20 protein-coding genes and 1 pseudogene are annotated in these 21,799 nt (G+C 62.8%); all 21 read left to right on the forward strand.

Annotated features, from left to right (window positions below; translation table 11 throughout):
- Window positions 1–12: 12 nt before the first annotated feature.
- Window positions 13–1,224: a precorrin-6y C5,15-methyltransferase (decarboxylating) subunit CbiE gene (cbiE, locus tag M0808_RS12035; protein ID WP_247841229.1), complete on the forward strand. Its 1,212-nt coding sequence runs from the start codon at window positions 13–15 to the stop codon at window positions 1,222–1,224.
- A complete protein-coding gene (locus tag M0808_RS12040; RefSeq protein WP_103520960.1) occupies window positions 1,217–2,314 on the forward strand; it encodes a cobalt-precorrin-5B (C(1))-methyltransferase in 1,098 nt (365 codons plus the stop codon). Before cbiE ends, M0808_RS12040 begins: the two co-directional genes overlap by 8 nt.
- Window positions 2,311–3,039, forward strand: coding sequence for a cobalt-precorrin-6A reductase (locus M0808_RS12045; RefSeq protein ID WP_247841230.1), 729 nt, complete (start codon window positions 2,311–2,313; stop codon window positions 3,037–3,039). Before M0808_RS12040 ends, M0808_RS12045 begins: the two co-directional genes overlap by 4 nt.
- A gap of 350 nt (window positions 3,040–3,389) precedes the next feature.
- Window positions 3,390–3,788, forward strand: coding sequence for a DUF2946 domain-containing protein (locus M0808_RS12050; protein ID WP_098967010.1), 399 nt, complete (start codon window positions 3,390–3,392; stop codon window positions 3,786–3,788).
- A 48-nt stretch (window positions 3,789–3,836) separates the two neighbouring features.
- Window positions 3,837–4,316: a copper chaperone PCu(A)C gene (locus M0808_RS12055; protein WP_098967008.1), complete on the forward strand. Its 480-nt coding sequence runs from the start codon at window positions 3,837–3,839 to the stop codon at window positions 4,314–4,316.
- Between the two features lie 21 nt (window positions 4,317–4,337).
- Complete coding sequence (locus M0808_RS12060; RefSeq protein ID WP_247841232.1) at window positions 4,338–4,784, forward strand: DUF2946 domain-containing protein; 447 nt, start codon at window positions 4,338–4,340, stop codon at window positions 4,782–4,784.
- A gap of 85 nt (window positions 4,785–4,869) precedes the next feature.
- On the forward strand, window positions 4,870–6,990 hold the full coding sequence (locus tag M0808_RS12065) for a TonB-dependent copper receptor (protein WP_247841234.1): 2,121 nt from the start codon (window positions 4,870–4,872) through the stop codon (window positions 6,988–6,990).
- A 177-nt stretch (window positions 6,991–7,167) separates the two neighbouring features.
- Window positions 7,168–8,547: a PepSY domain-containing protein gene (locus M0808_RS12070; RefSeq protein WP_247841236.1), complete on the forward strand. Its 1,380-nt coding sequence runs from the start codon at window positions 7,168–7,170 to the stop codon at window positions 8,545–8,547.
- Window positions 8,548–8,766: 219 nt separating this feature from the next.
- On the forward strand, window positions 8,767–10,890 hold the full coding sequence (locus M0808_RS12075) for a TonB-dependent receptor (RefSeq protein ID WP_247841238.1): 2,124 nt from the start codon (window positions 8,767–8,769) through the stop codon (window positions 10,888–10,890).
- Window positions 10,891–11,004: 114 nt separating this feature from the next.
- Complete coding sequence (locus M0808_RS12080; protein WP_247841240.1) at window positions 11,005–11,793, forward strand: ABC transporter ATP-binding protein; 789 nt, start codon at window positions 11,005–11,007, stop codon at window positions 11,791–11,793.
- On the forward strand, window positions 11,790–12,737 hold the full coding sequence (locus M0808_RS12085) for an ABC transporter substrate-binding protein (RefSeq protein WP_223007135.1): 948 nt from the start codon (window positions 11,790–11,792) through the stop codon (window positions 12,735–12,737). Before M0808_RS12080 ends, M0808_RS12085 begins: the two co-directional genes overlap by 4 nt.
- Window positions 12,734–13,744 carry an iron ABC transporter permease gene (locus M0808_RS12090; RefSeq protein WP_225137316.1) on the forward strand — a complete coding sequence of 337 codons (1,011 nt, stop codon included), beginning with the start codon at window positions 12,734–12,736 and terminating at the stop codon, window positions 13,742–13,744. The genes M0808_RS12085 and M0808_RS12090 overlap by 4 nt, the downstream gene beginning before the upstream one ends.
- Before the next feature lie 20 nt (window positions 13,745–13,764).
- Window positions 13,765–13,854 (forward strand): annotated as a pseudogene (locus M0808_RS12095) (metal ABC transporter ATP-binding protein); the annotation flags it as partial.
- A gap of 219 nt (window positions 13,855–14,073) precedes the next feature.
- On the forward strand, window positions 14,074–15,339 hold the full coding sequence (gene urtA / locus M0808_RS12100) for an urea ABC transporter substrate-binding protein (protein WP_064585757.1): 1,266 nt from the start codon (window positions 14,074–14,076) through the stop codon (window positions 15,337–15,339).
- A 237-nt stretch (window positions 15,340–15,576) separates the two neighbouring features.
- The gene (gene urtB / locus M0808_RS12105; RefSeq protein ID WP_247841242.1) at window positions 15,577–17,079 is read left to right on the forward strand and encodes an urea ABC transporter permease subunit UrtB; all 1,503 of its coding nucleotides are present in this window, start codon (window positions 15,577–15,579) and stop codon (window positions 17,077–17,079) included.
- Window positions 17,079–18,158: an urea ABC transporter permease subunit UrtC gene (gene urtC / locus M0808_RS12110; RefSeq protein ID WP_098966991.1), complete on the forward strand. Its 1,080-nt coding sequence runs from the start codon at window positions 17,079–17,081 to the stop codon at window positions 18,156–18,158. Before urtB ends, urtC begins: the two co-directional genes overlap by 1 nt.
- Before the next feature lie 23 nt (window positions 18,159–18,181).
- Window positions 18,182–19,024 carry an urea ABC transporter ATP-binding protein UrtD gene (gene urtD, locus M0808_RS12115; protein WP_247841335.1) on the forward strand — a complete coding sequence of 281 codons (843 nt, stop codon included), beginning with the start codon at window positions 18,182–18,184 and terminating at the stop codon, window positions 19,022–19,024.
- Between the two features lie 132 nt (window positions 19,025–19,156).
- Complete coding sequence (urtE, locus tag M0808_RS12120) at window positions 19,157–19,855, forward strand: urea ABC transporter ATP-binding subunit UrtE (RefSeq protein WP_016984897.1); 699 nt, start codon at window positions 19,157–19,159, stop codon at window positions 19,853–19,855.
- 30 nt (window positions 19,856–19,885) lie between these two features.
- Window positions 19,886–20,725: an urease accessory protein UreD gene (locus M0808_RS12125; protein ID WP_247841244.1), complete on the forward strand. Its 840-nt coding sequence runs from the start codon at window positions 19,886–19,888 to the stop codon at window positions 20,723–20,725.
- Window positions 20,726–20,949: 224 nt separating this feature from the next.
- On the forward strand, window positions 20,950–21,252 hold the full coding sequence (gene ureA, locus M0808_RS12130; RefSeq protein WP_007915951.1) for an urease subunit gamma: 303 nt from the start codon (window positions 20,950–20,952) through the stop codon (window positions 21,250–21,252).
- A gap of 9 nt (window positions 21,253–21,261) precedes the next feature.
- The gene (locus M0808_RS12135) at window positions 21,262–21,795 is read left to right on the forward strand and encodes a GNAT family N-acetyltransferase (protein WP_247841246.1); all 534 of its coding nucleotides are present in this window, start codon (window positions 21,262–21,264) and stop codon (window positions 21,793–21,795) included.
- Window positions 21,796–21,799 lie beyond the last annotated feature (4 nt).

Genomic DNA, 21,799 nt, shown 5'->3' on the forward strand with positions numbered 1-21,799 from the left:
TTAAGGAACGGCATGACACCCTGGCTGACGGTTGTGGGAATCGGTGAAGACGGCTTCAAGGGCCTGGGCAAAAATGCCCGGCGCGCCCTGATGGGCGCCTCGCGGATCATCGGCGGCCAGCGGCAACTGGACTTGCTGCCGGTGTGCATTCGCGGCGAACGCGAATTGTGGCCGAGTCCGTTTTCCCTCGCGCCGGTACTGGAGCAGCGCGGCGAAGCGGTGTGCGTGTTGGCCAGTGGTGATCCGATGTTCTACGGCGTCGGCGCCAGCCTTGCGCGGCACGTGCCGAGTGTCGAGATGCTGATCCTGCCCGCGCCCTCTTCCTGTTCGCTGGCCGCCGCCCGGCTCGGCTGGCCGTTGCAGGATGTCGTGACACTGTCGCTGGTCGCACGGCCGCTGGCAGCACTCAATGCGCACCTGTTCAGCGGGGTGCGCCTGTTGTTGCTGAGCAATGACCGACAAAGTCCGGCGGCAGTCGCGGCGCTGCTGCGTGAGCGCGGTTTTGGTGGCAGTCGCCTGAGCGTTCTGGAGCACTTGGGCGGCGACGCCGAGCGGCGCATCGACGGTACTGCCAATGACTGGAATGAGCCAACGATTGCCGATCTGAATGTGATTGCCATCGAATGCCTGGCCGATGCGCTGGCACCGCGTCTGTCGCGTCTGGCCGGACTGCCCGACTCGGCATTCCAGCACGACGGCCAACTGACCAAACGCGATGTCCGCGCCATCACCCTCGCCCGCCTTGCGCCGATCCCCGGCGAACTGCTGTGGGATGTCGGTGGCGGATGCGGCTCGATCGGCATCGAATGGATGCGCGCGCACCCCAGCTGCCGCGCCATCGCCATCGAGGCGGACGCAGGCCGACAGGCCTTGATCGAACACAACCGCGACGCGCTGGGCGTACCCGGCCTGCAATTGGTGCGTGGCCGTGCGCCGCAGGCACTTGCCGGGCTGGAGCGACCCGACGCGATCTTCATCGGCGGCGGCGTGACCCGTGAAGGCGTGTTTGAAACCTGCTGGGATCAACTCAAGCCCGGTGGCCGACTGGTGGCCAACGCCGTGACCCTGCAAAGCGAAGTCACCCTGATGAACTGGCGCGAACGCCACGGCGGCGAACTGACCCGTATCCATGTCGCCCAGGCGCAACCGCTGGGCGAGTTCGACACTTGGCGTCAGGCGCTGCCGATCACCCTGCTGGACCTGGTCAAACCCTTCGATGCGTGACGAAACCGCCGAACAACCCGCCCCGCTGCGCAGCGGCCTGACCACCGGCAGCTGCGCCACCGCCACCAGCCTCGCCGCGGCACGCCTGCTGCTTGGCGGCACGTCGGCGGATGCAGTGCAGATCGTTTTGCCCAAAGGCAAGCAAGTGCAGATGCGCCTGGAGTTCTGCCGCTTGACCGCCGACGGCGCCGAGGCCGGGACGATCAAGGACGCGGGCGACGACCCGGACGTAACGCACGGTGCGCTGCTCTATTCGCAAGTGCGGCTGCTGGCCGAGCCGGGGATTCGCTTCATCGCGGGCGCAGGCGTCGGCACCGTGACCCGGCCGGGATTGGTGCTCGGCGTCGGTGAGCCGGCGATCAACCCGGTGCCGCGCAAGATGATCAGCGATCACCTGAGCCTGCTCGCCGCCGAAAGCGGTTATGGCGGCGGTTTCGAGATCACCGTCAATGTCGAGGGCGGCGAGGCGCTGGCGCTGAAAACCATGAACCCGCGGCTGGGCATTCTCGGTGGTTTGTCGATCCTCGGCACCAGCGGCATCGTCCGGCCGTTTTCCTGCGCGGCGTATATCGCCTCGATCCATCAGGGCATCGACGTGGCGAAAACCAACGGCTATCTGCACATCGCCGCGTGCACCGGCAACGCCAGCGAAGACACCATGCGCCGGGTCTACGACCTGCCGGAAATCGCCCTGATCGAAATGGGCGACTTTGTCGGCGCGGTGCTCAAGCATCTGCGCAAAGTGCCGGTGGATAAACTCAGCCTGTGCGGCGGCTTCGGCAAGATCAGCAAACTGGCGGCCGGGCACATGGATCTGCACTCGCGGCATTCGAGTATCGACCTGCCGCAACTGGCTGAATGGGCGGCGGCGATTGGCGCTGATCAGGCGTTGCAGCAGAGCATTCGTGAAGCGAACACCAGTCAGCAGGCCTTGGCGATGGCCAGCGCGGCGGGCATTGCCCTCGGCGATGAGGTCTGCCGCCACGCATTGAATTTCGCCCGCAGCGTGGTGCCGGCGCAGGTGCAGGTCGAGGTGTTTGCGATTGATCGCCAGGGCGGCATTGTCGGCCACGCCGGAGGTTTTGCATGAAACGCATTCTGTTGCTTGGCGGCGTCACCGAGGCGTTGGCCATCGCCCGTACGCTGGGGCCAGAACACATTTACAGTCTGGCCGGCGTGGGCCGGGTGCCGACCGACCTGACCTGCCAGGTGCGGGTCGGCGGCTACGGCGGGGCCGAAGGTCTGGCGCAATTCATTCGCGCTGAAGGCATCGATCTACTGCTCGACGCCACTCACCCCTACGCCGCACAAATCAGCCACAACGCCGCCATCGCCGCACAACTCGCCGGCATCCCCTGCTGGGCCTTGCGCCGCCCCGCGTGGCAGCCGCAACCGGGCGACGACTGGCGAGAAGTCAGCGACTGGGCCGAACTGATCGAAGCCCTCAAACCGTTCCGCCGCCCGCTGTTCACCCTCGGCCGCGAACCGCTGCAACACCTCGACGAAATCCCTGCCAACCAGTATTGGACCCTGCGCGCCCTCGACGCTTATCCCGGTAACGAACGCTGCGAAGTCATCGGCGCCCGTGGGCCGTTTCTGCTGGAGGATGAACGCGCACTGTTCGAACGCCGGCAGATCGATGTGCTGATCAGCAAGAACAGCGGCAGCACCGCGACCGAGCCGAAACTGGAAGTGGCGCGGGAGTTGCGAGTGCCGGTGATGGTGCTCAAGCGACCGGTGTTGCCGGGAGTTGATCGGAAGTTTGTGACGACGTCTGAAGTCCTCGCTGCCCTTGCCTCCTTCACTCGACTTTAACCAAGTGCAGACCTCGAGTACGCCTTCGCGGGCAAGCCCGCTCCCACAGTGGTCGGCGGCGACCGCATAGTTTATGTATGCCAGGGATCCTGTGGGAGCGGGCTTGCTCGCGAAGGCGTGCGACCTGACAGCTCGTATCCTGAACGTTAAAAAGCAGATCAAAAGATCGCAGCCTCGTTCCACTCGTCAGCTCCTACAGGATCGGCGGATGAGTCTGGCGTTGCGAATTTCCACCGCTACACTCTGTTTCAATTGATCTGCGACACCATACCGCACGACGCCTTTTTACTTATCGGCCCTGATCAGGCTAAATAGCCCGCGCCTGATCGCCCACCCAACGGATCTGTCCCATGAACCGACACCGGCTTGCATTTGCCTGGATCGCCTGCTTCGCAGTGCTGTTCAACATGCTCGCCATGCCGATGACCGGGGCGATGGCGCAGGCGGCCAATTCACCGGCCGAACAGTTGCTGTGGAGCAGTTTCTGCACCGGCAGCGGGACGAAGATGGTGGCGATCAACATCGGTACCTCGGAGCAGAAAGCCCCGTCCAACGACAGCCATTCCAACATGCAGCATTGCTGGTGCTGCTCGGGTTCAGCGCCGCTGGTGGCGTTGCCGGGCCATACGCCGCAGCTGTATTTCGCCCGCTACGAAAGCAATCGCAGCGTGGCGCCGCCCTCGTTGCAAACACCGACACCGCGCCAGCAATGGCCGAGCCTTAATCCCCGCGCCTCGCCTCTGGTTTGATTTGTTCTCGCAATTGACCTGCGTATCAAATCGTTCTGGAGAACTGCCATGTTGAACAAACTCTTCGTCATCGCTGCGCTGTTGCTGCCGGCGTGCTTCGCCCATGCCCACGAATACAAGGCCGGCGAGCTGGAAATCGCTCACCCGTGGTCGCAGGAGCTGCCGCCCAACGCGCCGACCGTCGCCGCTTATTTCGTGATCAGCAATCCCGGCAAGACAGACGACCGCCTGCTCAGCGTCGATTCGCCGATCACCGCCGAAGCGCAACTGCATGAGCATGTGATGCAGGGCGACCTGATGAAAATGCAGCAGGTGCCCGACGTGGTGATTCCGGCCGGCGGCAAGGTGACGTTCGCGCCGATGGCCTATCACGTGATGCTGCTCAACCCGAAAGACCGCAGCCTGCTCAGCGACGGCAAACGCTTCCCGCTGACCCTGCATTTCGAGAAGGCCGGTAACGTCACCGTCGAAGTCGCGGTGCAGAAGAAACCTCCGCAAGATACCCAGGCACACGATCACGCCCAGTAACCGATCCGGCTGACCACGCCCGTGCGCCCGCAACGCGCCGGGGCGTTCCGCCTGCATCGCCAGAGCCAGACTCTGACCCGCGGTAGCTGGATCGCCCTGTTCGCCATGTTGATGATCTTCATCGGCCCGCTGATTTCTCAGTCGATGCCGATGGATCAGCACGCCTCGACTTCCATGCCGATGAGCATGGACATGGCGATGGACATGCCGGGCATGGATCACGCCGCGCACGGCGCACAACCGACTGCCGAACACTGCCCGCCACAATCCTCGCACCACGCCCTGTGGGAAAAGTGCGGTTATTGCAGCCTGCTGTTCAATTGCCCGGCGCTGACCGGTGGCGGCACGTTCGCCACGTTCAGCATTGCCCACGTCAACACCTTCACCCCGCCCTCCCCGCGTCTGGGCCATGCCCGGCAGACCTTCTTCCCCGGCGCCCGCACCCGCGCCCCGCCCATCACGGCGTAAACACCGCACCTTTGATTGCACACGGTTGAGAAGACAGCTTCAGGCTGCCGGCCGTGTCGTTTACGACTGTTTGATGGAAATTGTCATGTCCAGGTTTTCTGCTGTTCCACGCTCGGGTTCTGCCCAGGCGTCTTTCGCGCTGAACGCATCGCGCATTGGTTTCTCGCACGCCACCGCCGTCCTTTGCGGCGTCCTGCTGTCGCCGCTGGTGCTGGCCGATGACCACGCCGGGCACAACGAAGAGCTCAGTCCGACGGTGATTACCGCGATCGCCCCCAGCTCGCCGTTGACCATCGTCACCAACCCCAAGGATCCGCGTCAGCCGGTGCCGGCCAGTGACGGCGGCGATTACCTGAAGACCATTCCCGGCTTCGCCCTGGTGCGCAATGGCGGCACCAACGGTGATCCGGTGCTGCGCGGGATGTTCGGTTCGCGGCTGAACATTCTCACCAACGGCAGCATGCTGCTCGGCGCCTGCCCGGGGCGGATGGACGCGCCGACCTCGTACATCTCGCCGGAAACCTACGACAAACTCACGGTGATCAAGGGCCCGCAAACCGTGCTCTGGGGACCGGGTGCATCGGCCGGTACGGTGCTGTTCGATCGTGAGCCGGAAAGCTTCGGCGAGCTCGGCACACGGGTGAATGCCAGCGTGCTGGCCGGCTCCAACGGACGCTTCGACAAGGTTGTCGACGCTGCTGCCGGCGGGCCTTTGGGCTATGTGCGAGTGATCGGCAACACCGCGCACTCCGACGACTATCGCGACGGCAACAACGACAGCGTGCCGTCGCGCTACGACAAGTGGAACGGTGACATCGCCGTCGGCTGGACCCCGGACGCCGACACCCTGATCGAACTGACGGCCGGCAAGGGCGACGGCGAAGCACGCTACGCCGGACGCGGCATGGACGGTTCGCAGTTCCTGCGCGAAAGCCTCGGCCTGCGCTTCGAAAAATCCAACATCACCGACGTGCTGGAGAAAGTTGAAGCACAGGTTTACTACAACTACGCCGACCACGTGATGGACAACTACACCCTGCGCACACCGTCCGGCACCGGGATGATGGCCGGGCCCATGGCGTCCAACGTCGACCGGCGCACACTCGGCGCGCGGATCAAGGCAACCTGGCGCTGGGCCGACATCCAGCTGATCACCGGCCTCGATGCGCAGACCAACGAGCACCGCCAGCGCAGCGGCATGGGCATCGACACCTACAAGGATCAGCCGTACACCAAGGACGCCGATTTCCATAACTACGGCGTGTTCAGCGAAATGACCTGGTACGCCGCCGACCGTGATCGGCTGATTACCGGCGCCCGGGTCGACCGTGCTTCGGCCAAGGATTACCGGCAGCGCATTGGTTCGGGAATGATGAGCCGGCCAAATCCGACCGCCGACGAGACCCGCGCCGACACCTTGCCAAGCGGCTTCGTGCGTTACGAGCATGACCTCGCTGACAGCCCGGCCACGCTGTACGCCGGCCTCGGTCACGCGCAGCGCTTCCCGGATTATTGGGAGCTGTTTTCACCGAAGTCCGGCCCGGCCGGTTCGCTGAATGCGTTCGACTCGATCAAACCGGAAAAGACCACCCAGTTCGACTTCGGCGTGAACTACAAGACCGCCGAACTCGAGGCCTGGGCCTCGGGCTACATCGGCGTAGTGCGCGACTACATCCTGTTCGACTACACGCCAACGATGATGGGCATGAGCACTTCGCGCGCGGAAAACATCGACGCACGGATCATGGGTGGCGAGCTCGGCGCCGCCTACAAACTCACCGATAACTGGAAAGCCGATGCCACTCTGGCTTACGCCTGGGGCAAGAACAGCAGCGACGGCAAAGCCCTGCCGCAAATGCCGCCGCTGGATGCGCGCTTCGGCCTGACCTACAGCGAAGACAACTGGAGCGCCGGGGCACTGTGGCGCGTGGTCGCGGCGCAACACCGCATCGACCAGAACAAGGGCAACGTGGTCGGCAAGGACTACGACAAGAGCGGCGGCTTTGGCGTGTTCTCGCTCAACGGTGCTTACCGGATCAACAAAAACTGGAAGGTCAGCACCGGCGTCGACAACCTGTTCGGCAAGGCTTACGCCGAGCACCTGAACCTGGCGGGTAACGCCGGTTTCGGCTACCCGGCCAACGACCCGCAAGCGATCAACGAGCCGGGGCGCACGCTCTGGACCAAGGTCGATATGAGTTTCTAACCGAGCGGCACGCCCTGCCCTTGTGGGAGCGGGCTTGCTCGCGAAGACGGCGGTACATCCAGCATGGGTGGCGCCTGACACGACGCTTTCGCGAGCAAGCCCGCTCCCACAGGAGTGCAGTGGTGAAACTCCCCATACAGAACAAAGAAAAGATCCAAGCCAAGCGGAGCAAACGTGATGCAAAAGCCCAAACCGAACTTCTACAACCTGGCCTGGCGCTGGCATTTCTATGCCGGCCTATTCGTCGCGCCGTTCATGGTAATGCTGGCCCTGACCGGCATCATCTACCTGTTCAAACCGCAACTCGACTCACTGATGTACAGCAGCCTGCTCAACGTCCCGGCCGCGCATCACACGGTGCCGGCCGATGAGCTGCTGCAACGGGTCAAGAGCGCTTATCCACAGGGTCAGATCACCCAGTACCTGCCGCCGGCCAACGCCGAGCGCAGCGCGCAGTTCGTGGTGAAAAACGCCGGCCATGAACTCAACGTATTCATCGATCCGTACCACGGCGACATCCTCGGCGAGCAGGATGCGAAGAAAAATCTGCAAGCCATCGCCCGCGCCATTCACGGCGAGTTGATGATCGGCACGGTGGGTGATCGTCTGATCGAACTCGCCGCCGGTTGGGGTGTGGTGCTGGTGGTATCGGGGGTCTTTCTGTGGTGGCCGCGCGGTCAGGCGGCGGGTATTCTGTGGCCACGCCTGAACAGTCGCGGTCGCGTATTGTGGCGTGATCTGCACGCGGTCACCGGGTTCTGGGGCGCGGCATTGCTGCTGGTGATGCTGCTCAGCGGCATGACCTGGACCGGCTTCTGGGGCAAGCAATATGCGCAGGTGTGGAACGTGTTCCCGGCGGCGATGTGGAACAACGTGCCGACCTCCGACGTCGAGGCCGGCAGCCTCAATAACGCCGCGCGCCAGACCGTGCCATGGGCAATGGAAAACACGCCGATGCCGATGTCCGGCGACCACGCCGAACACATGGCCCACGGCGGCATGCAACACGGTCCCGCCGCACCCGCGATCAGCCTGCAAGAGGTGCAGAACATCGCAATTGAACGCAAGGTCGAACCGGGCTACAGCATCACCCTGCCAACCACCGCGACCGGTGTGTTCACCATTGCCGTATTCGCCGACGACCCGCGCAACGACGCGACCCTGCATGTCGATCAGTACACCGGCAAGGTCCTCGCCGATGTGCGTTTCGAGCAGTACGGCGCAGTGGCGCGAGCCACGGAAATCGGCGTGATGCTGCATGAAGGCAAGATGTTCGGCACCGTCAACCAGATCGTCGTGCTGCTGATCTGCCTGATGATTCTGCTCAGCGCCGTCAGCGGCGTGGTGATCTGGTGGAAGCGGCGTCCGCAGGGCAAGTTCGGCGTACCGCCGCTGCGCCATGATCTGCCGAAATGGAAAACCGGCGTGGCGATCATGCTCGCTCTGGCCGTGATCTTTCCGCTGGTTGGCGCTTCGCTGGTGCTGGTCTGGCTGCTGGATCGGCTGCTGTTGTCGCGTCTGGGCCGCCAAGCTGAATCTGCCTCAACTTCAACGTGAAGCAGGCGAGATGCGCGTTTCAGACAGATCTTTAAACTGCCGGGGCTTAAACTCCGGCAGATTCCTGTGGGAGCGGGCTTGCTCGCGAAGGCGCAGTGTCATGTAACGAACAGGGTGCCTGACACGCCCTCTTCGCGAGCAAGCCCGCTCCCACAATTGCCGCTCTGCCCGCCACCAAAAGTGGCGGGCTGTCTTTTGAAGAAGTGATTCACCGTCCCGATGAACAAGTACCTCTTGTCCAGTCTCTGCCTGCTTGCCCTGAACAACGCCAGCGCCGATGGCCAGCCGCTGACGCTGCCCACCGGCACCATCTCCGCGCCTGCGGTTGACGAAGAAAGTGTCAGCCTGACCACGCCGACCACCGCCGGCTCGCGCCTGAACCTGACGGCCATGGAAACTCCGGCCAGCGTCGAAAGCCTCAGCGGCGAGCAGGTTCGCGCCCGTGGCGATCGCAGCGTGCAGGACGCGGTGTCACGCAGCACCGGCATCAGCCGTACCGGCACCCCGGGCGATGGCGGCACCTCGTTGCAGGCACGCGGTTTTACCGGGCAGAGTTCGGTGATGCAGTTGTATGACGGTAACCGCATGTACACCGGTATGGGCACCGTAACTTTTCCGGTCGACACCTGGGCGGTGCAGCGCGTCGACGTGCTGCGCGGCCCGGCCTCGGTGCTGTACGGCGAAGGCGCGACCGGTGCGGTGGTCAACGTGATTCCGAAGAAGCCGTTCGAGGGCGAAATCGAAAACCACTTGCGCCTCGGCTACGGTTCCTACGACAGCCAGCAGCAGGCGTTCGACAGCGGCGGCTCGCTGAGCGACACCCTGAGCTATCGCCTCAATCTCAATCGTCTGCGCAGCAACGGCTGGATCGATCGCGGTGACTCATCAAGCGACTTCATCAGCGCGGCGCTGCGCTGGCAGGCCACCGACGATCTGGCGTTCACCCTCGCCCACGACTACGGCGACCAGCGTCCGCAGAACTACTTCGGCACGCCACTGATCAACGGCCGATTGCGCGACAGTCTGCGCAACAAGAACTACAACGTGCGTGACGATCAGCAGCACTACAACGATCAGTGGACGCGCCTGACCACCGATTGGCAGATCAACGACGCCGTCAGTGCCAGCAACGAGCTGTACTACCTCAAGGCCCAGCGCCGCTGGCAGAACGCCGAAAACTACAACTTCGACCGCGATAGCCAGCAACTCAGCCGCAGCGGCTACTTCGGCATTGGTCACCAGCAAGAGCAGGTCGGCGACCGCCAGACCTTCACCTTCAAACACTCGCTGTTCGGCCTCGACAGCCAAACCGTGACCGGCGTCGATTACAACCGCATCCGTTTCCAGCTCAACAGCAATTCGCCGTTCAACGATGTGCTGCCGAACGGTCAGGCGCTGGATCTGTATCACCCGCAACCGGGCTATTTCGAAAGCGCCAACCCTTACCGCGACCAGTTCGACAGCACCACCAAACAGATGTCAGTGTTTGCGGAAAACCGCACGCAATTGAGCGAGCGCTGGTCGCTGGTGACCGGCGTGCGCCGCGACTATGTGCATGTGGATCGCAACAACCTGATCGACGACAGCCAAAGCGACAAGACCCTGACCGGCAACAACTGGAAGGCCGGACTGGTGTTTGCCCTGACGCCGCAGACCTCGTTCTACGGTCAGGTCGCGACCAGCACCGACGGCATCGGCGGCCTGATATCCCTCAGTCCGAGCCAGCAGCAATACGACCTGTCGACCGCGCGCCAGACAGAAATCGGCCTGAAGCAGTTGTTCTGGGATCAGCGCGGCGAGTTCACCCTGGCGGCCTATCGCATCGTCAAAAAGAAACTGCTGACCGACGATCCGGGCAACCCGACGCTCAAGCAGCAAGTCGGCCAGCAATCGTCCAACGGCCTGGAAGCCAGCCTTGATCTGCAACTGCCGCACGCCTGGCAACTGCAGGCCAACGCGGCGATTGTGAAGGCCAGGTACGATGACTTCTCCGAAGTGGTCGATGGGCAAACCCTGTCGTACAACGGCAATCGCCCGGTGGATGTACCACGGCGCACCGCCAATCTGTGGCTGAACAAAAACCTCAGTGATGATCTGAAGGCCGGGGCCGGTGTGCGTTACGTCGATGCGCGTTACGCCGACATGGCCAACCGCAACGAGCTGCCGAGTTACACCGTGGTCGATGCGACGCTGTCGTGGCAAGCCCTGCGCAACACCACGCTCGGTCTGCAGCTGAACAATCTGTTTGACCGCCAGTACGCACAAAGCCAATACAATGAGGGCCAGCAGTGGATTCTCGGCGAGCCGAGATCGTTTTTCGTCACGGCGGATTACACCTTTTGATTCACCGGCCCCTTCGCGAGCAAGCTCGCTCCCACATTGAAACGCGATCAACTGTGGGAGCGGGCTTGCTCGCGAAGGCGTCATCAGCAACACCCGATATTTCAGAGTAAAAGCATGACCTCACTGACCCTCACCCACCTCGCCTGGACACCTCTGGGCCACGGCCACTGCCATCACCAGTTCCAGCTGCGTGACGCCTCGTTGCAGGTGGCCGCCGGTGAGTTCGTCGGGCTGATCGGTCCCAACGGCAGCGGCAAGACCAGCCTGCTGCGCTGCGCCTATCGCTTCAGTCAGCCGGAAAGCGGTGAGGTCAGACTCGATCACCACAACGTGTGGAAGCAATCCTCGCGCTGGAGCGCAAAACGCATCGCCGTGGTCTTGCAGGAGTTCCCCGATGCCTTTGGCCTGACCGTCGAAGAAGTGGTCGCCATGGGTCGCACGCCGCACAAAGGCCTGTTCGATGGCGACACGCTGGAAGATCGCAATCTGGCGACGCAAGCGCTCAAATCCGTCGGCCTCGACGGCTTCGAAGACCATGCGTTCGCCACCCTGTCCGGCGGTGAGAAGCAGCGGGTGATCCTTGCCCGCGCCCTGACCCAGCAACCGCAACTGCTGATCCTCGACGAGCCGACCAACCACCTCGACCCGCGTTATCAGCTCGAACTGCTGCAACTGGTCAAACGTCTGCAGATCGGCACCCTCGCCAGCATTCACGACCTGAACCTGGCCGCCGCGTTCTGTGACCGACTGTACGTGATCAATCACGGGCGGATCGTCGCCAGCGGCACGCCGCAACAGGTACTCACCACCGAGCTGCTGCGCGACGTGTTCGGCGTCGAGGCGTTGATCGATTCCCATCCCCTCCACGGCTACCCGCGAATCACCTGGATAACCCGACCATGACTGTGCGTTCCCTGCTTTGTGTCGCTCTTTTGTTGTGCAGTGCCCAGGCCTTCGCCGAAGCCACGAAATACCCGTTGACCATCCATAGCTGCAACCGCGAAGTGACCTTCAACGAAGCGCCGAAACACGCGGTCAGCCACGACATCAACATGACCCAGATGATGCTCGCCCTCGGCCTCAAATCGCGCATGGCCGGTTACAGCGGCGTCAGCGGCTGGAAGTCGGTGACGCCCGAGATGCAGTCGTTGCTCGACGGTTTGCCGGAGCTGGCTGCGAAATATCCATCGGTGGAAACCCTGCTCAACGCCAACGTCGATTTCTTTTTCGCCGGCTGGGATTACGGCATGCGCGTCGGTGGCGACCTCACGCCGCAGACCCTGCAACCGCTGGGCATCAACGTGTATGAGCTGACCGAATCCTGCGCCTTCGTGATGAAGCGTCCGGCGGCGACGCTGGACGACACCTACAACGACCTGCGCAATCTGGGGAAGATTTTCGACGTGCAGGATCGCGCCAACGCACTGATCGCCGACATGCAGAATCAGGTCGCCGAGATCCGCAAAGACCTGCCCGTCGACAAGCCGCGGGTGTTTCTCTACGACAGCGGCGAAGACCGCGCCATGACTTCCGGGCGTCTCGGCATGCCGCAGGCGCTGATTGATGCTGCAGGCGGGCGCAACATTCTCGACGACGTCGACGCGAGCTGGACGAGGGTCAACTGGGAGACCGTGGTCGAGCGCAATCCGCAGGTGATCGTGATCGTCGACTACAGCGAAATCACCGCTGAACAGAAGATCGAATTTCTGCTGAAGAACCCGGCGCTGCAATCGGTCGATGCGATCAAGAACCAGCGCTTCATCGTCATCCCTTACGTGCAGGCCACGCCGGGGATCGATAACGTGCTGGCGGTGGAAACCCTGGCCAAGGGGTTCCACGGCGAATGATCGACCGTCGCTACGCCTTGTTGCTGATCGCCCTCGGTGCCCTGTTGCTGGTGTCGTGCGTGGTCTCGCTCGGTTTTGGTCCGGCGCGGGTGCCGGTGGACGTGGTGTGGCGGATTCTGCTGCACAAGGCCTTCGGTCTCGGCGAGGTGAGCTGGAGCGCCGGGCAGGAACACATCGTCTGGCTGATCCGCGTGCCGCGCATGTTGCTCGGGGCGTTGGTCGGCGCCGGGCTGGCGTTGATCGGCGCGGTGCTGCAAGCGGTGACGCGCAATCCACTGGCCGATCCGCACCTGCTCGGCGTCACCTCCGGCGCGACACTCGGCGCCGTGATCGTGGTGCTGCACATCGGTGAAATCGTCGGCCTGCTGACCTTGCCGATTGCCGCATTCATCGGTGCGTTGCTGAGCATGTTTCTGGTGCTGGGCATTGCCAACCGTCAGGGTCGGCTCGACAGCGACCGGTTGCTGCTGTGCGGCGTGGCGGTGTCGTTCGTGATGATGGCAATCGCCAATCTGCTGCTGTTCATGGGCGACCATCGCGCCAGTTCGGCGGTGATGTTCTGGATGCTTGGCGGTCTTGGCCTGGCGCGTTGGGAGTTGCTGACGGTGCCGGCGCTGAGCGTGTTGCTCGGCCTCGGTTTGCTGCTGGGTATGGCCCGACCGTTGAACGCACTGATGGCCGGTGAACAGACCGCCGTCACCCTCGGCCTGAATGCCCGCGCGGTGCGCCTGCGGGTGTTTGTGATCGCGTCCTTGATGACCGGGGTGCTGGTGTCAATCAGTGGCTCGATCGGTTTTGTTGGGCTGATGGTGCCGCACATTGCCCGGCGTCTGGTCGGTGCCGAACACCGCCGATTGCTGCCGGCCTGCGTCCTGCTCGGCAGCCTGTTTCTGGTGTGGGTCGATGTTGCCGCGCGAACCCTGATCGCGCCGGAAGACCTGCCCATCGGCGTTGCCACCGCGGCTATCGGCGGTCTGTTCTTCATCGGCCTGATGCGCCGCCGCTGACACAACAAACATAAAAAACTGTGGGAGCGAGCCTGCTCGCGAAGAGGCCGTGCCAGCCAACTTCATTTTTGAATGACCCACCGCATTCGCGAGCAAGCCCGCTCCCACAGTGAATGGCACTGTTTGCGAAATCGGCGCCCTAATCTGGCGCACACGAATGCACCGTCACACGCGACTCGTTCCTTCATGGTGCACCCCACCCGCGCGCAACCGCTCTAAACCGACATTTTCCTGCCCGATCCCGACCGGGCACAGCCCTTGCAAAACACACCTTCAGTCGTCCGCATCTGCCAACCATAAAAAACTTTAACGTTCATGGAGATCGCACAATGAAGCGTCGCAGTTTGATCAAGGCTTTCACACTCACGGCATCCATTGCCGCGATGGGCATGACCTGGACTGTCCAGGCCGCCGAGACCATCAAGGTGGGGATTCTGCATTCGTTGTCCGGGACCATGGCGATCTCCGAAACGTCGCTCAAAGACATGGCGCTGATGACCATCGACGAGATCAACGCCAAGGGCGGCGTGAACGGCAAGATGCTCGAACCGGTGGTGGTCGACCCTGCGTCGAACTGGCCGCTGTTCGCCGAGAAGGGCCGGCAGTTGCTGACCCAGGACAAGGTCGCGGTGGTGTTCGGTTGCTGGACGTCGGTGTCACGTAAATCGGTGCTGCCGGTGTTCGAAGAACTCAACGGCCTGCTGTTCTACCCGGTGCAATACGAAGGCGAAGAGATGTCGCCGAACGTGTTCTACACCGGCGCCGCGCCGAACCAGCAAGCGATCCCCGCCGTTGAATACCTGATGAGCGAAGAAGGCGGCAGCGCCAAGCGCTTCTTCCTGCTCGGCACCGACTACGTCTACCCGCGCACCACCAACAAGATCCTGCGCTCGTTCCTTCATTCCAAAGGCGTGGCCGACAAGGACATCGAAGAGGTCTATACCCCGTTCGGTCATAGCGACTATCAAACCATCGTCGCCAACATCAAGAAATTCTCCGCCGGCGGCAAGACTGCTGTGATCTCCACGGTCAACGGCGACTCCAACGTGCCGTTCTACAAAGAGCTGGCCAATCAGGGCCTGAAGGCTACCGACGTACCGGTGGTGGCGTTCTCGGTGGGTGAAGAAGAGCTGCGCGGCATCGACACCAAACCGCTGGTGGGCAACCTCGCGGCGTGGAACTACTTCGAGTCCGTGGAGAACCCGGTGAACAAGAAGTTCGTCGCTGACTGGAAGGCCTACGCGAAGAAACACAACCTGCCGGGCGCCGACAAAGCGGTGACCAACGACCCGATGGAAGCCACTTACGTCGGCATCCACATGTGGGCGCAAGCGGTGGAGAAAGCCAAGTCCACCGACGTCGACAAGGTTCGCGAAGCACTGGCCGGCCAGACCTTCGCCGCGCCGTCCGGTTACACCCTGACCATGGACAAGACCAACCACCACCTGCACAAACCGGTGATGATCGGCGAGATCCAGAACGACGGTCAGTTCAACGTCGTGTGGCAGACCGAAGGCCCGATCCGCGCCCAGCCTTGGAGTCCGTTTATCGATGGCAACGACAAGAAGCCGGATTATGCGGTGAAGAGCAACTGAGCCATTGGGTGTCGGCCTCGCGCCTGGCGTGAGGCCGACTCGATCCCCCTGTGGGAACAATATTTTGTGGTGAGGGGATTCATCCCCGGTGGGTCGCGAAGCGACCCCAAATGCTACAGGCGCGATGTACCTGTGAATCGCGGCGACTGTTTTTGCGACTGCTTCGCAGCCGATCGGGGATGAATCCCCTCGCCACAAAGACTGTGCCCACCATTAGTCCGCGCAAGGCGACTCTTTATGCCGACTACCCTTTACCGCTTCATCCTCGCCATCGCACTGCTGTTGCCGATGACTGCCTTTGCCGGCGACGCCGAAGACTTCGTCGCCGCCAATCCCGTGCAGCAAGCCAAACTGCTGGAAGCCTGGGCCGCGCAGCCTGAGCCGGCGCGTGTCGAGCTGATCAACGCCCTGCAACAAGGCGAATTGACCCTCGACGGCCAGCCGAAAACCCTGCGCCTGAACAACCGCCTGCGGGGTCTGATCGACACCGCGTTGGCCAGCCACCAATTGCTCGCCGCCGACGCCAAAACCCGTCTGACTGCCGCGCAGCAATTGCAGAAAAGCGCGAAACCCGCGCAGCTGAAATTCCTCGACCAGCAGCTGGCTGGCGAAAAAGACGAGAACGTCCACGCCGCCCTGAGCCTGGCGCTGGCCAATCTGCAGCTGGTCGACAGCGATCCGGCGGTGCGTCTGGCCGCCGTGCGCCTGCTCGGCGAAACCGGCGATCCGCTGGCCCGCACCCGCCTCGAAGGCCTGCTCGAACCCGGCGTGGAAAGCGATGCCGGGGTGCGCACCGCCGCCGAAACCAGTCTGGCTCAGGTCAAGCGCAAACTGCTGATCGGCGAAGTGTTGGGTCAGGCGTTCAGCGGCATGTCCCTCGGCTCGATCCTGCTGCTCGCGGCCCTCGGGCTGGCGATCACCTTCGGCCTGCTCGGGGTGATCAACATGGCCCATGGCGAGATGCTGATGCTTGGCGCCTACTCGACCTACGTGGTGCAGCTGATGTTCCAGCGCTACGCCCCGCAAGCCATCGAGTTCTATCCGCTGATCGCACTGCCGGTGGCGTTCTTTGTCACGGCGGCGATCGGCATGGCGCTGGAACGCACGGTGATTCGTCATCTCTACGGCCGGCCGCTGGAAACCCTGCTCGCCACCTGGGGCATCAGCCTGATGCTGATTCAGTTGGTGCGCTTGCTGTTCGGCGCGCAGAACGTTGAAGTAGCGAACCCGGCGTGGCTGTCCGGCGGGATTCAGGTGCTGCCGAATCTGGTGCTGCCGTACAACCGCATCGTGATCATCGCTTTCGCTTTGTTCGTGGTGGTGCTGACCTGGCTGCTGCTGAACAAGACCCGCCTCGGCCTCAACGTCCGTGCGGTCACGCAGAACCGCAACATGGCTGCCTGCTGCGGCGTGCCCACCGGACGCGTCGACATGCTCGCCTTCGGCCTCGGCTCGGGCATCGCCGGCCTCGGTGGCGTGGCGCTGAGCCAGATCGGCAACGTCGGTCCGGATCTCGGCCAGAGCTACATCATCGACTCGTTCCTGGTGGTGGTGCTCGGTGGCGTCGGCCAACTCGCCGGCAGCGTGCTGGCTGCGTTCGGGCTGGGCATCGCCAACAAGATTCTCGAACCGCAGATCGGTGCGGTACTCGGCAAGATCCTGATCCTCGCGCTGATCATTCTGTTCATCCAGAAACGTCCGCAAGGCCTCTTCGCACTGAAAGGACGGGTGATCGACTGATGAACCAGCCTCTACTTGTCACGGCCACGCAAAAGGCCGGCCCGAAAGTCACCCTCGCCATCGGCGCGGTGATCCTCGCGCTGCTGATCGCTCTACCGTTGCTCTCGCTGTTGCCGGCGGACAGCGCGCTGCATGTCTCGGCCTACACCCTGACGCTGGTCGGCAAAATCCTCTGCTACGCCATCGTCGCTCTGGCGCTGGATCTGGTCTGGGGCTACGCCGGGCTGCTGTCGCTGGGTCACGGTCTGTTCTTCGCCCTCGGCGGTTATGCGATGGGCATGTACCTGATGCGTCAGGCCGCCGGGGATGGTTTGCCGGCGTTCATGACCTTTCTGTCGTGGACCGACCTGCCGTGGTACTGGAGCGGCACCAGCAGTTTTATCTGGTCGATGTGTCTGGTGGTGCTGGCACCGGGTCTGCTGGCGCTGGTGTTCGGCTTCTTCGCCTTCCGTTCGCGGATCAAGGGTGTGTATTTCTCGATCATGACCCAGGCCCTGACCTTCGCCGGGATGCTCCTGTTTTTTCGCAACGAGACCGGCTTCGGCGGCAACAACGGTTTCACCAATTTCCGCACGATTCTCGGTTTCGGCATCACTGAGCCGGGCACCCGCGCGGTGCTATTTCTGGCGACCGTACTGTTGCTGGTGGCGAGTCTGTTCATCGGCTGGCGTCTTGCACAGAGCAAGTTCGGCCGGGTGCTGACCGCGCTGCGCGATGCAGAAAACCGCCTGATGTTCTGCGGCTACGACCCGCGCGGTTTCAAACTGTTCGTCTGGGTCTTGAGCGCGGTGCTGTGCGGTCTGGCCGGGGCCCTGTACGTGCCGCAGGTCGGCATCATCAACCCCAGCGAAATGTCGCCGACCAACTCGATCGAGGCGGCGGTATGGGTCGCCCTCGGCGGTCGCGGCACGCTGATCGGGCCGTTGCTCGGTGCCGGTGTGGTCAACGGCATGAAGAGCTGGTTCACCGTGGCTTTCCCCGAATACTGGCTGTTCTTCCTCGGCGCGCTGTTCATCGTCGTGACGTTGTATCTGCCCAAAGGCGTGATCGGCCTGCTGAAGAAACGAGGTGAACAATGAGAGTCACTGCGAGTGCTGAATTCATGCTCGAACCGGCGTTTTTCCCCGTGGAACCGAACAAGGACGAAGGCACCAGCCGTGACTCGATCGGCCTCGGCCAACGCGTCGGCCCGGGCCTCGACACCCGCCACGGCACGATCCTGACCCTGGAAGACATCAGCGTCAGCTTCGACGGCTTTCGCGCGCTGAACAATCTGAACCTGTACATCGGTGTCGGCGAACTGCGCTGCATCATCGGCCCCAACGGCGCGGGCAAGACCACGCTGATGGACGTGATCACCGGCAAGACCCGCCCCAGTCACGGCAAAGCCTGGTTCGGCGAAACCCTCGATCTGACGCAGATGAGCGAAGTACAGATTGCCCAGGCCGGCATCGGTCGCAAGTTCCAGAAACCCACAGTGTTCGAAGCGCTGAGCGTGTTCGAGAACCTGGAACTGGCGCAGAAAACCGACAAGTCGGTGTGGGCCAGTCTGCGGGCGAAGTTGAGCGGCGAGCAGAAAGACCGGATCAGCGAAGTGCTGGAGACCATCCGCCTGACCACCTCGGTCAATCGCCCGGCGGGCTTGCTGTCACACGGCCAGAAGCAGTTTCTGGAGATCGGCATGTTGCTGATGCAAGACCCGCAACTGCTGCTGCTCGACGAGCCGGTGGCGGGCATGACCGATGCCGAAACCGAATTCACCGCCGAGCTGTTCAAGTCGCTGGCCGGCAAGCATTCGCTGATGGTGGTGGAGCACGACATGGGCTTCGTCGGCTCGATTGCCGACCATGTGACGGTGCTGCATCAGGGCAGCGTGCTGGCGGAAGGGTCGCTGGAGCAGGTGCAGGAAAACGAGCGGGTGATCGAGGTCTACCTCGGCCGCTGAGCTGCAAACACCTTTCCAATGTGGGAGCGGGCTTGCTCGCGAATGCGGTGTGCCATTCAAGTTGATGGCGACTGATCCACCGCATTCGCGAGCAAGCCCGCTCCCACAGGGGGATTTGAGGAGATTTTGAACATGCTGCAAGTCGACAAGCTGCACCAGTACTACGGCGGTAGCCACATCCTCCGTGGCCTCTCATTCGACGTAAAAGTCGGCGAAGTCACCTGCCTGCTCGGGCGCAACGGCGTGGGCAAGACCACCCTGCTCAAATGCCTGATGGGCCTGTTGCCGGCCAAGGAAGGCGCGGTGAACTGGGAAGGCAAAGCGATCACCACGCTCAAGCCGCACCAGCGGGTACACGCCGGCATCGCCTACGTGCCACAGGGCCGGGAAATCTTCGGCCGGCTCACAGTGGAAGAAAATCTGCTGATGGGCCTGTCACGGTTTCCCGGCAGTGAAGCGAAAGAAGTACCAAGTTTCATCTACGAATTGTTCCCGGTGCTGCTACAAATGAAGCAGCGCCGCGGCGGTGACCTGTCCGGCGGTCAGCAACAGCAGCTGGCTATCGGTCGCGCCCTGGCCAGTCGTCCGCGATTGCTGATCCTCGACGAGCCCACCGAAGGCATCCAGCCCTCGGTGATCAAGGAGATCGGCGCGGTGATCAAAAAGCTCGCGGCGCGTGGCGACATGGCGATTTTGCTGGTCGAGCAGTTCTACGATTTCGCTGCTGAGCTGGCCGATCAATACCTGGTGATGTCCCGGGGTGAGATCGTGCAGCAGGGTCGCGGTGAAAATATGGAGGCCGAGGGTGTACGAGGTCTGGTAACAATTTAATCTGTAGCTTCCTAACGATAATTACAAACCATGAACTTACCGCTTCCCACTGCCCTGTTTACCCCGAGCTGGCACGCCGAGCTGGAACTGGCCTACGCCCGCTTCGGCGACTGCACGCGCCCGGTTCAACGCCGGCATCTCGGCCCGCTACGCGTGCAAAAGCACCTGTATGCCGAAGGCCCCGAGGTCTGCCAGCACATCATCGTCCACCCGCCCGGCGGGATCGCCGGCGGAGATCGGCTGAACATCAGCGCCCGCGTCGAAGCAGACGCCTGGGCGCAGATCACCAGCCCCGGCGCGGCCAAGTGGTATCGCGCAGCGGGGCCGGCCTATCAGCAGCTCGATCTGAAAATCGCGGCCGGTGCGACGCTGGAATGGCTGCCGCAGGAAACCATCGTCTACAGCGCCGCCCAGGCCGAACTCACCACCTCGATCGAGCTTGAGGGCGATGCGCGGCTGTTCTACTGGGACGTGGTGGCGCTGGGCCGACCGGCCAGTGGCGAGCGCTTCGACCTCGGACACTTTCAGGCGCATCTGGATATCCGCCGTGACGGGCGATTGCTCTGGCACGAGCGTCAACGCATCACCGGCAATGACGGCTTGCTCGATTCGCCGATCGGTCTGGATGGCAATCCGGTGTTTGCGACGCTGCTGGTGACCGGTGAAATCGATGCCGAGCTGCTGGAGCGGTGTCGTTCGCTGGGCCATGAGGTGCGCGGTGATCTGACTCAGTTGCCGGGGCTGTTGGTGGCCCGTTGCCTGGCGAGCGAGGCACTGCTGGCCCGCGCCTGGCTGATCGACCTGTGGCGCCTGCTGCGCCCGGCCCTGCTCGGCCGCGAAGCGGTATCACCGAGAATCTGGAGCACTTGAAAAGCCACCCTCACCCCCGCCCTCTCCCGGAGGGAGAAGGAGCCTGACCAGGTTGTCTGGAAGGAAATTTGCATTCTCGAAAAATATTGACTGACTGGAGCGGCCTCGACAAACGACCGAGATCAGTCCCCTCTCCCTCCGGGAGAGGGCTAGGGTGAGGGATGGCTCTAACTGGCCCCCACGCCCGCAAGAACCTCACAAAACTGCCCTGATGGATACCCGCAATGGACCTGACCCCACGCGAAAAAGACAAGCTGTTGATCTTCACCGCCGGCCTCGTCGCCGAACGCCGACTGGCCCGTGGCGTGAAGCTCAACTACCCGGAAGCCATGGCCTATATCTCCGCCGCCCTGCTCGAAGGCGCCCGTGATGGCCAGACCGTGGCCGAGCTGATGCACTTCGGCACCACCCTGCTGAGCCGTGAACAGGTGATGGAAGGCATCCCGGAAATGATCCCGGAGATCCAGGTCGAAGCGACATTTCCCGACGGCACCAAACTGGTCACCGTCCACCAACCGATCGTCTGAGGCCGCGCCATGACCTACACCATTCGCGATGCCCTGCACGCCGATCTGCCGGCGATCCGCGACATCTACAACGACGCGGTGCTCAACACCACGGCGATCTGGAACGAATCGGCGGTCGACCTCGGCAACCGCCAGGCGTGGTTCAGCGCCCGTCAGGCCCTGGCCTACCCGATTCTGGTGATCGTCGACGCCGACAACGTTGTGCTCGGCTACGCTTCCTTTGGCGACTGGCGGCCGTTCGACGGTTTCCGCCATACCGTCGAACACTCGGTCTATGTCCGTAGCGACCAGCGCGGCAATGGCCTTGGCCCGCAATTGATGAGCGTGCTGATCGAGCGGGCCAAAGCCTGCGACAAGCATGTGATGGTCGCCGCCATCGAAAGTGGCAATGCCGCTTCCATTCGTCTGCATGAACGCGCCGGTTTCAGCATCACCGGACAGATGCCGCAAGTCGGCACCAAGTTCGGTCGCTGGCTCGATCTGACCTTCATGCAACTGACTCTCAACCCTGGCGCCCAGCCGCCGGTCGCCAACAAGGAGTGACACG

The organism is Pseudomonas sp. MWU12-3103b (assembly GCF_023100615.1).
GTDB classification, from domain to species: Bacteria; Pseudomonadota; Gammaproteobacteria; order Pseudomonadales; family Pseudomonadaceae; genus Aquipseudomonas; species Aquipseudomonas putida_A.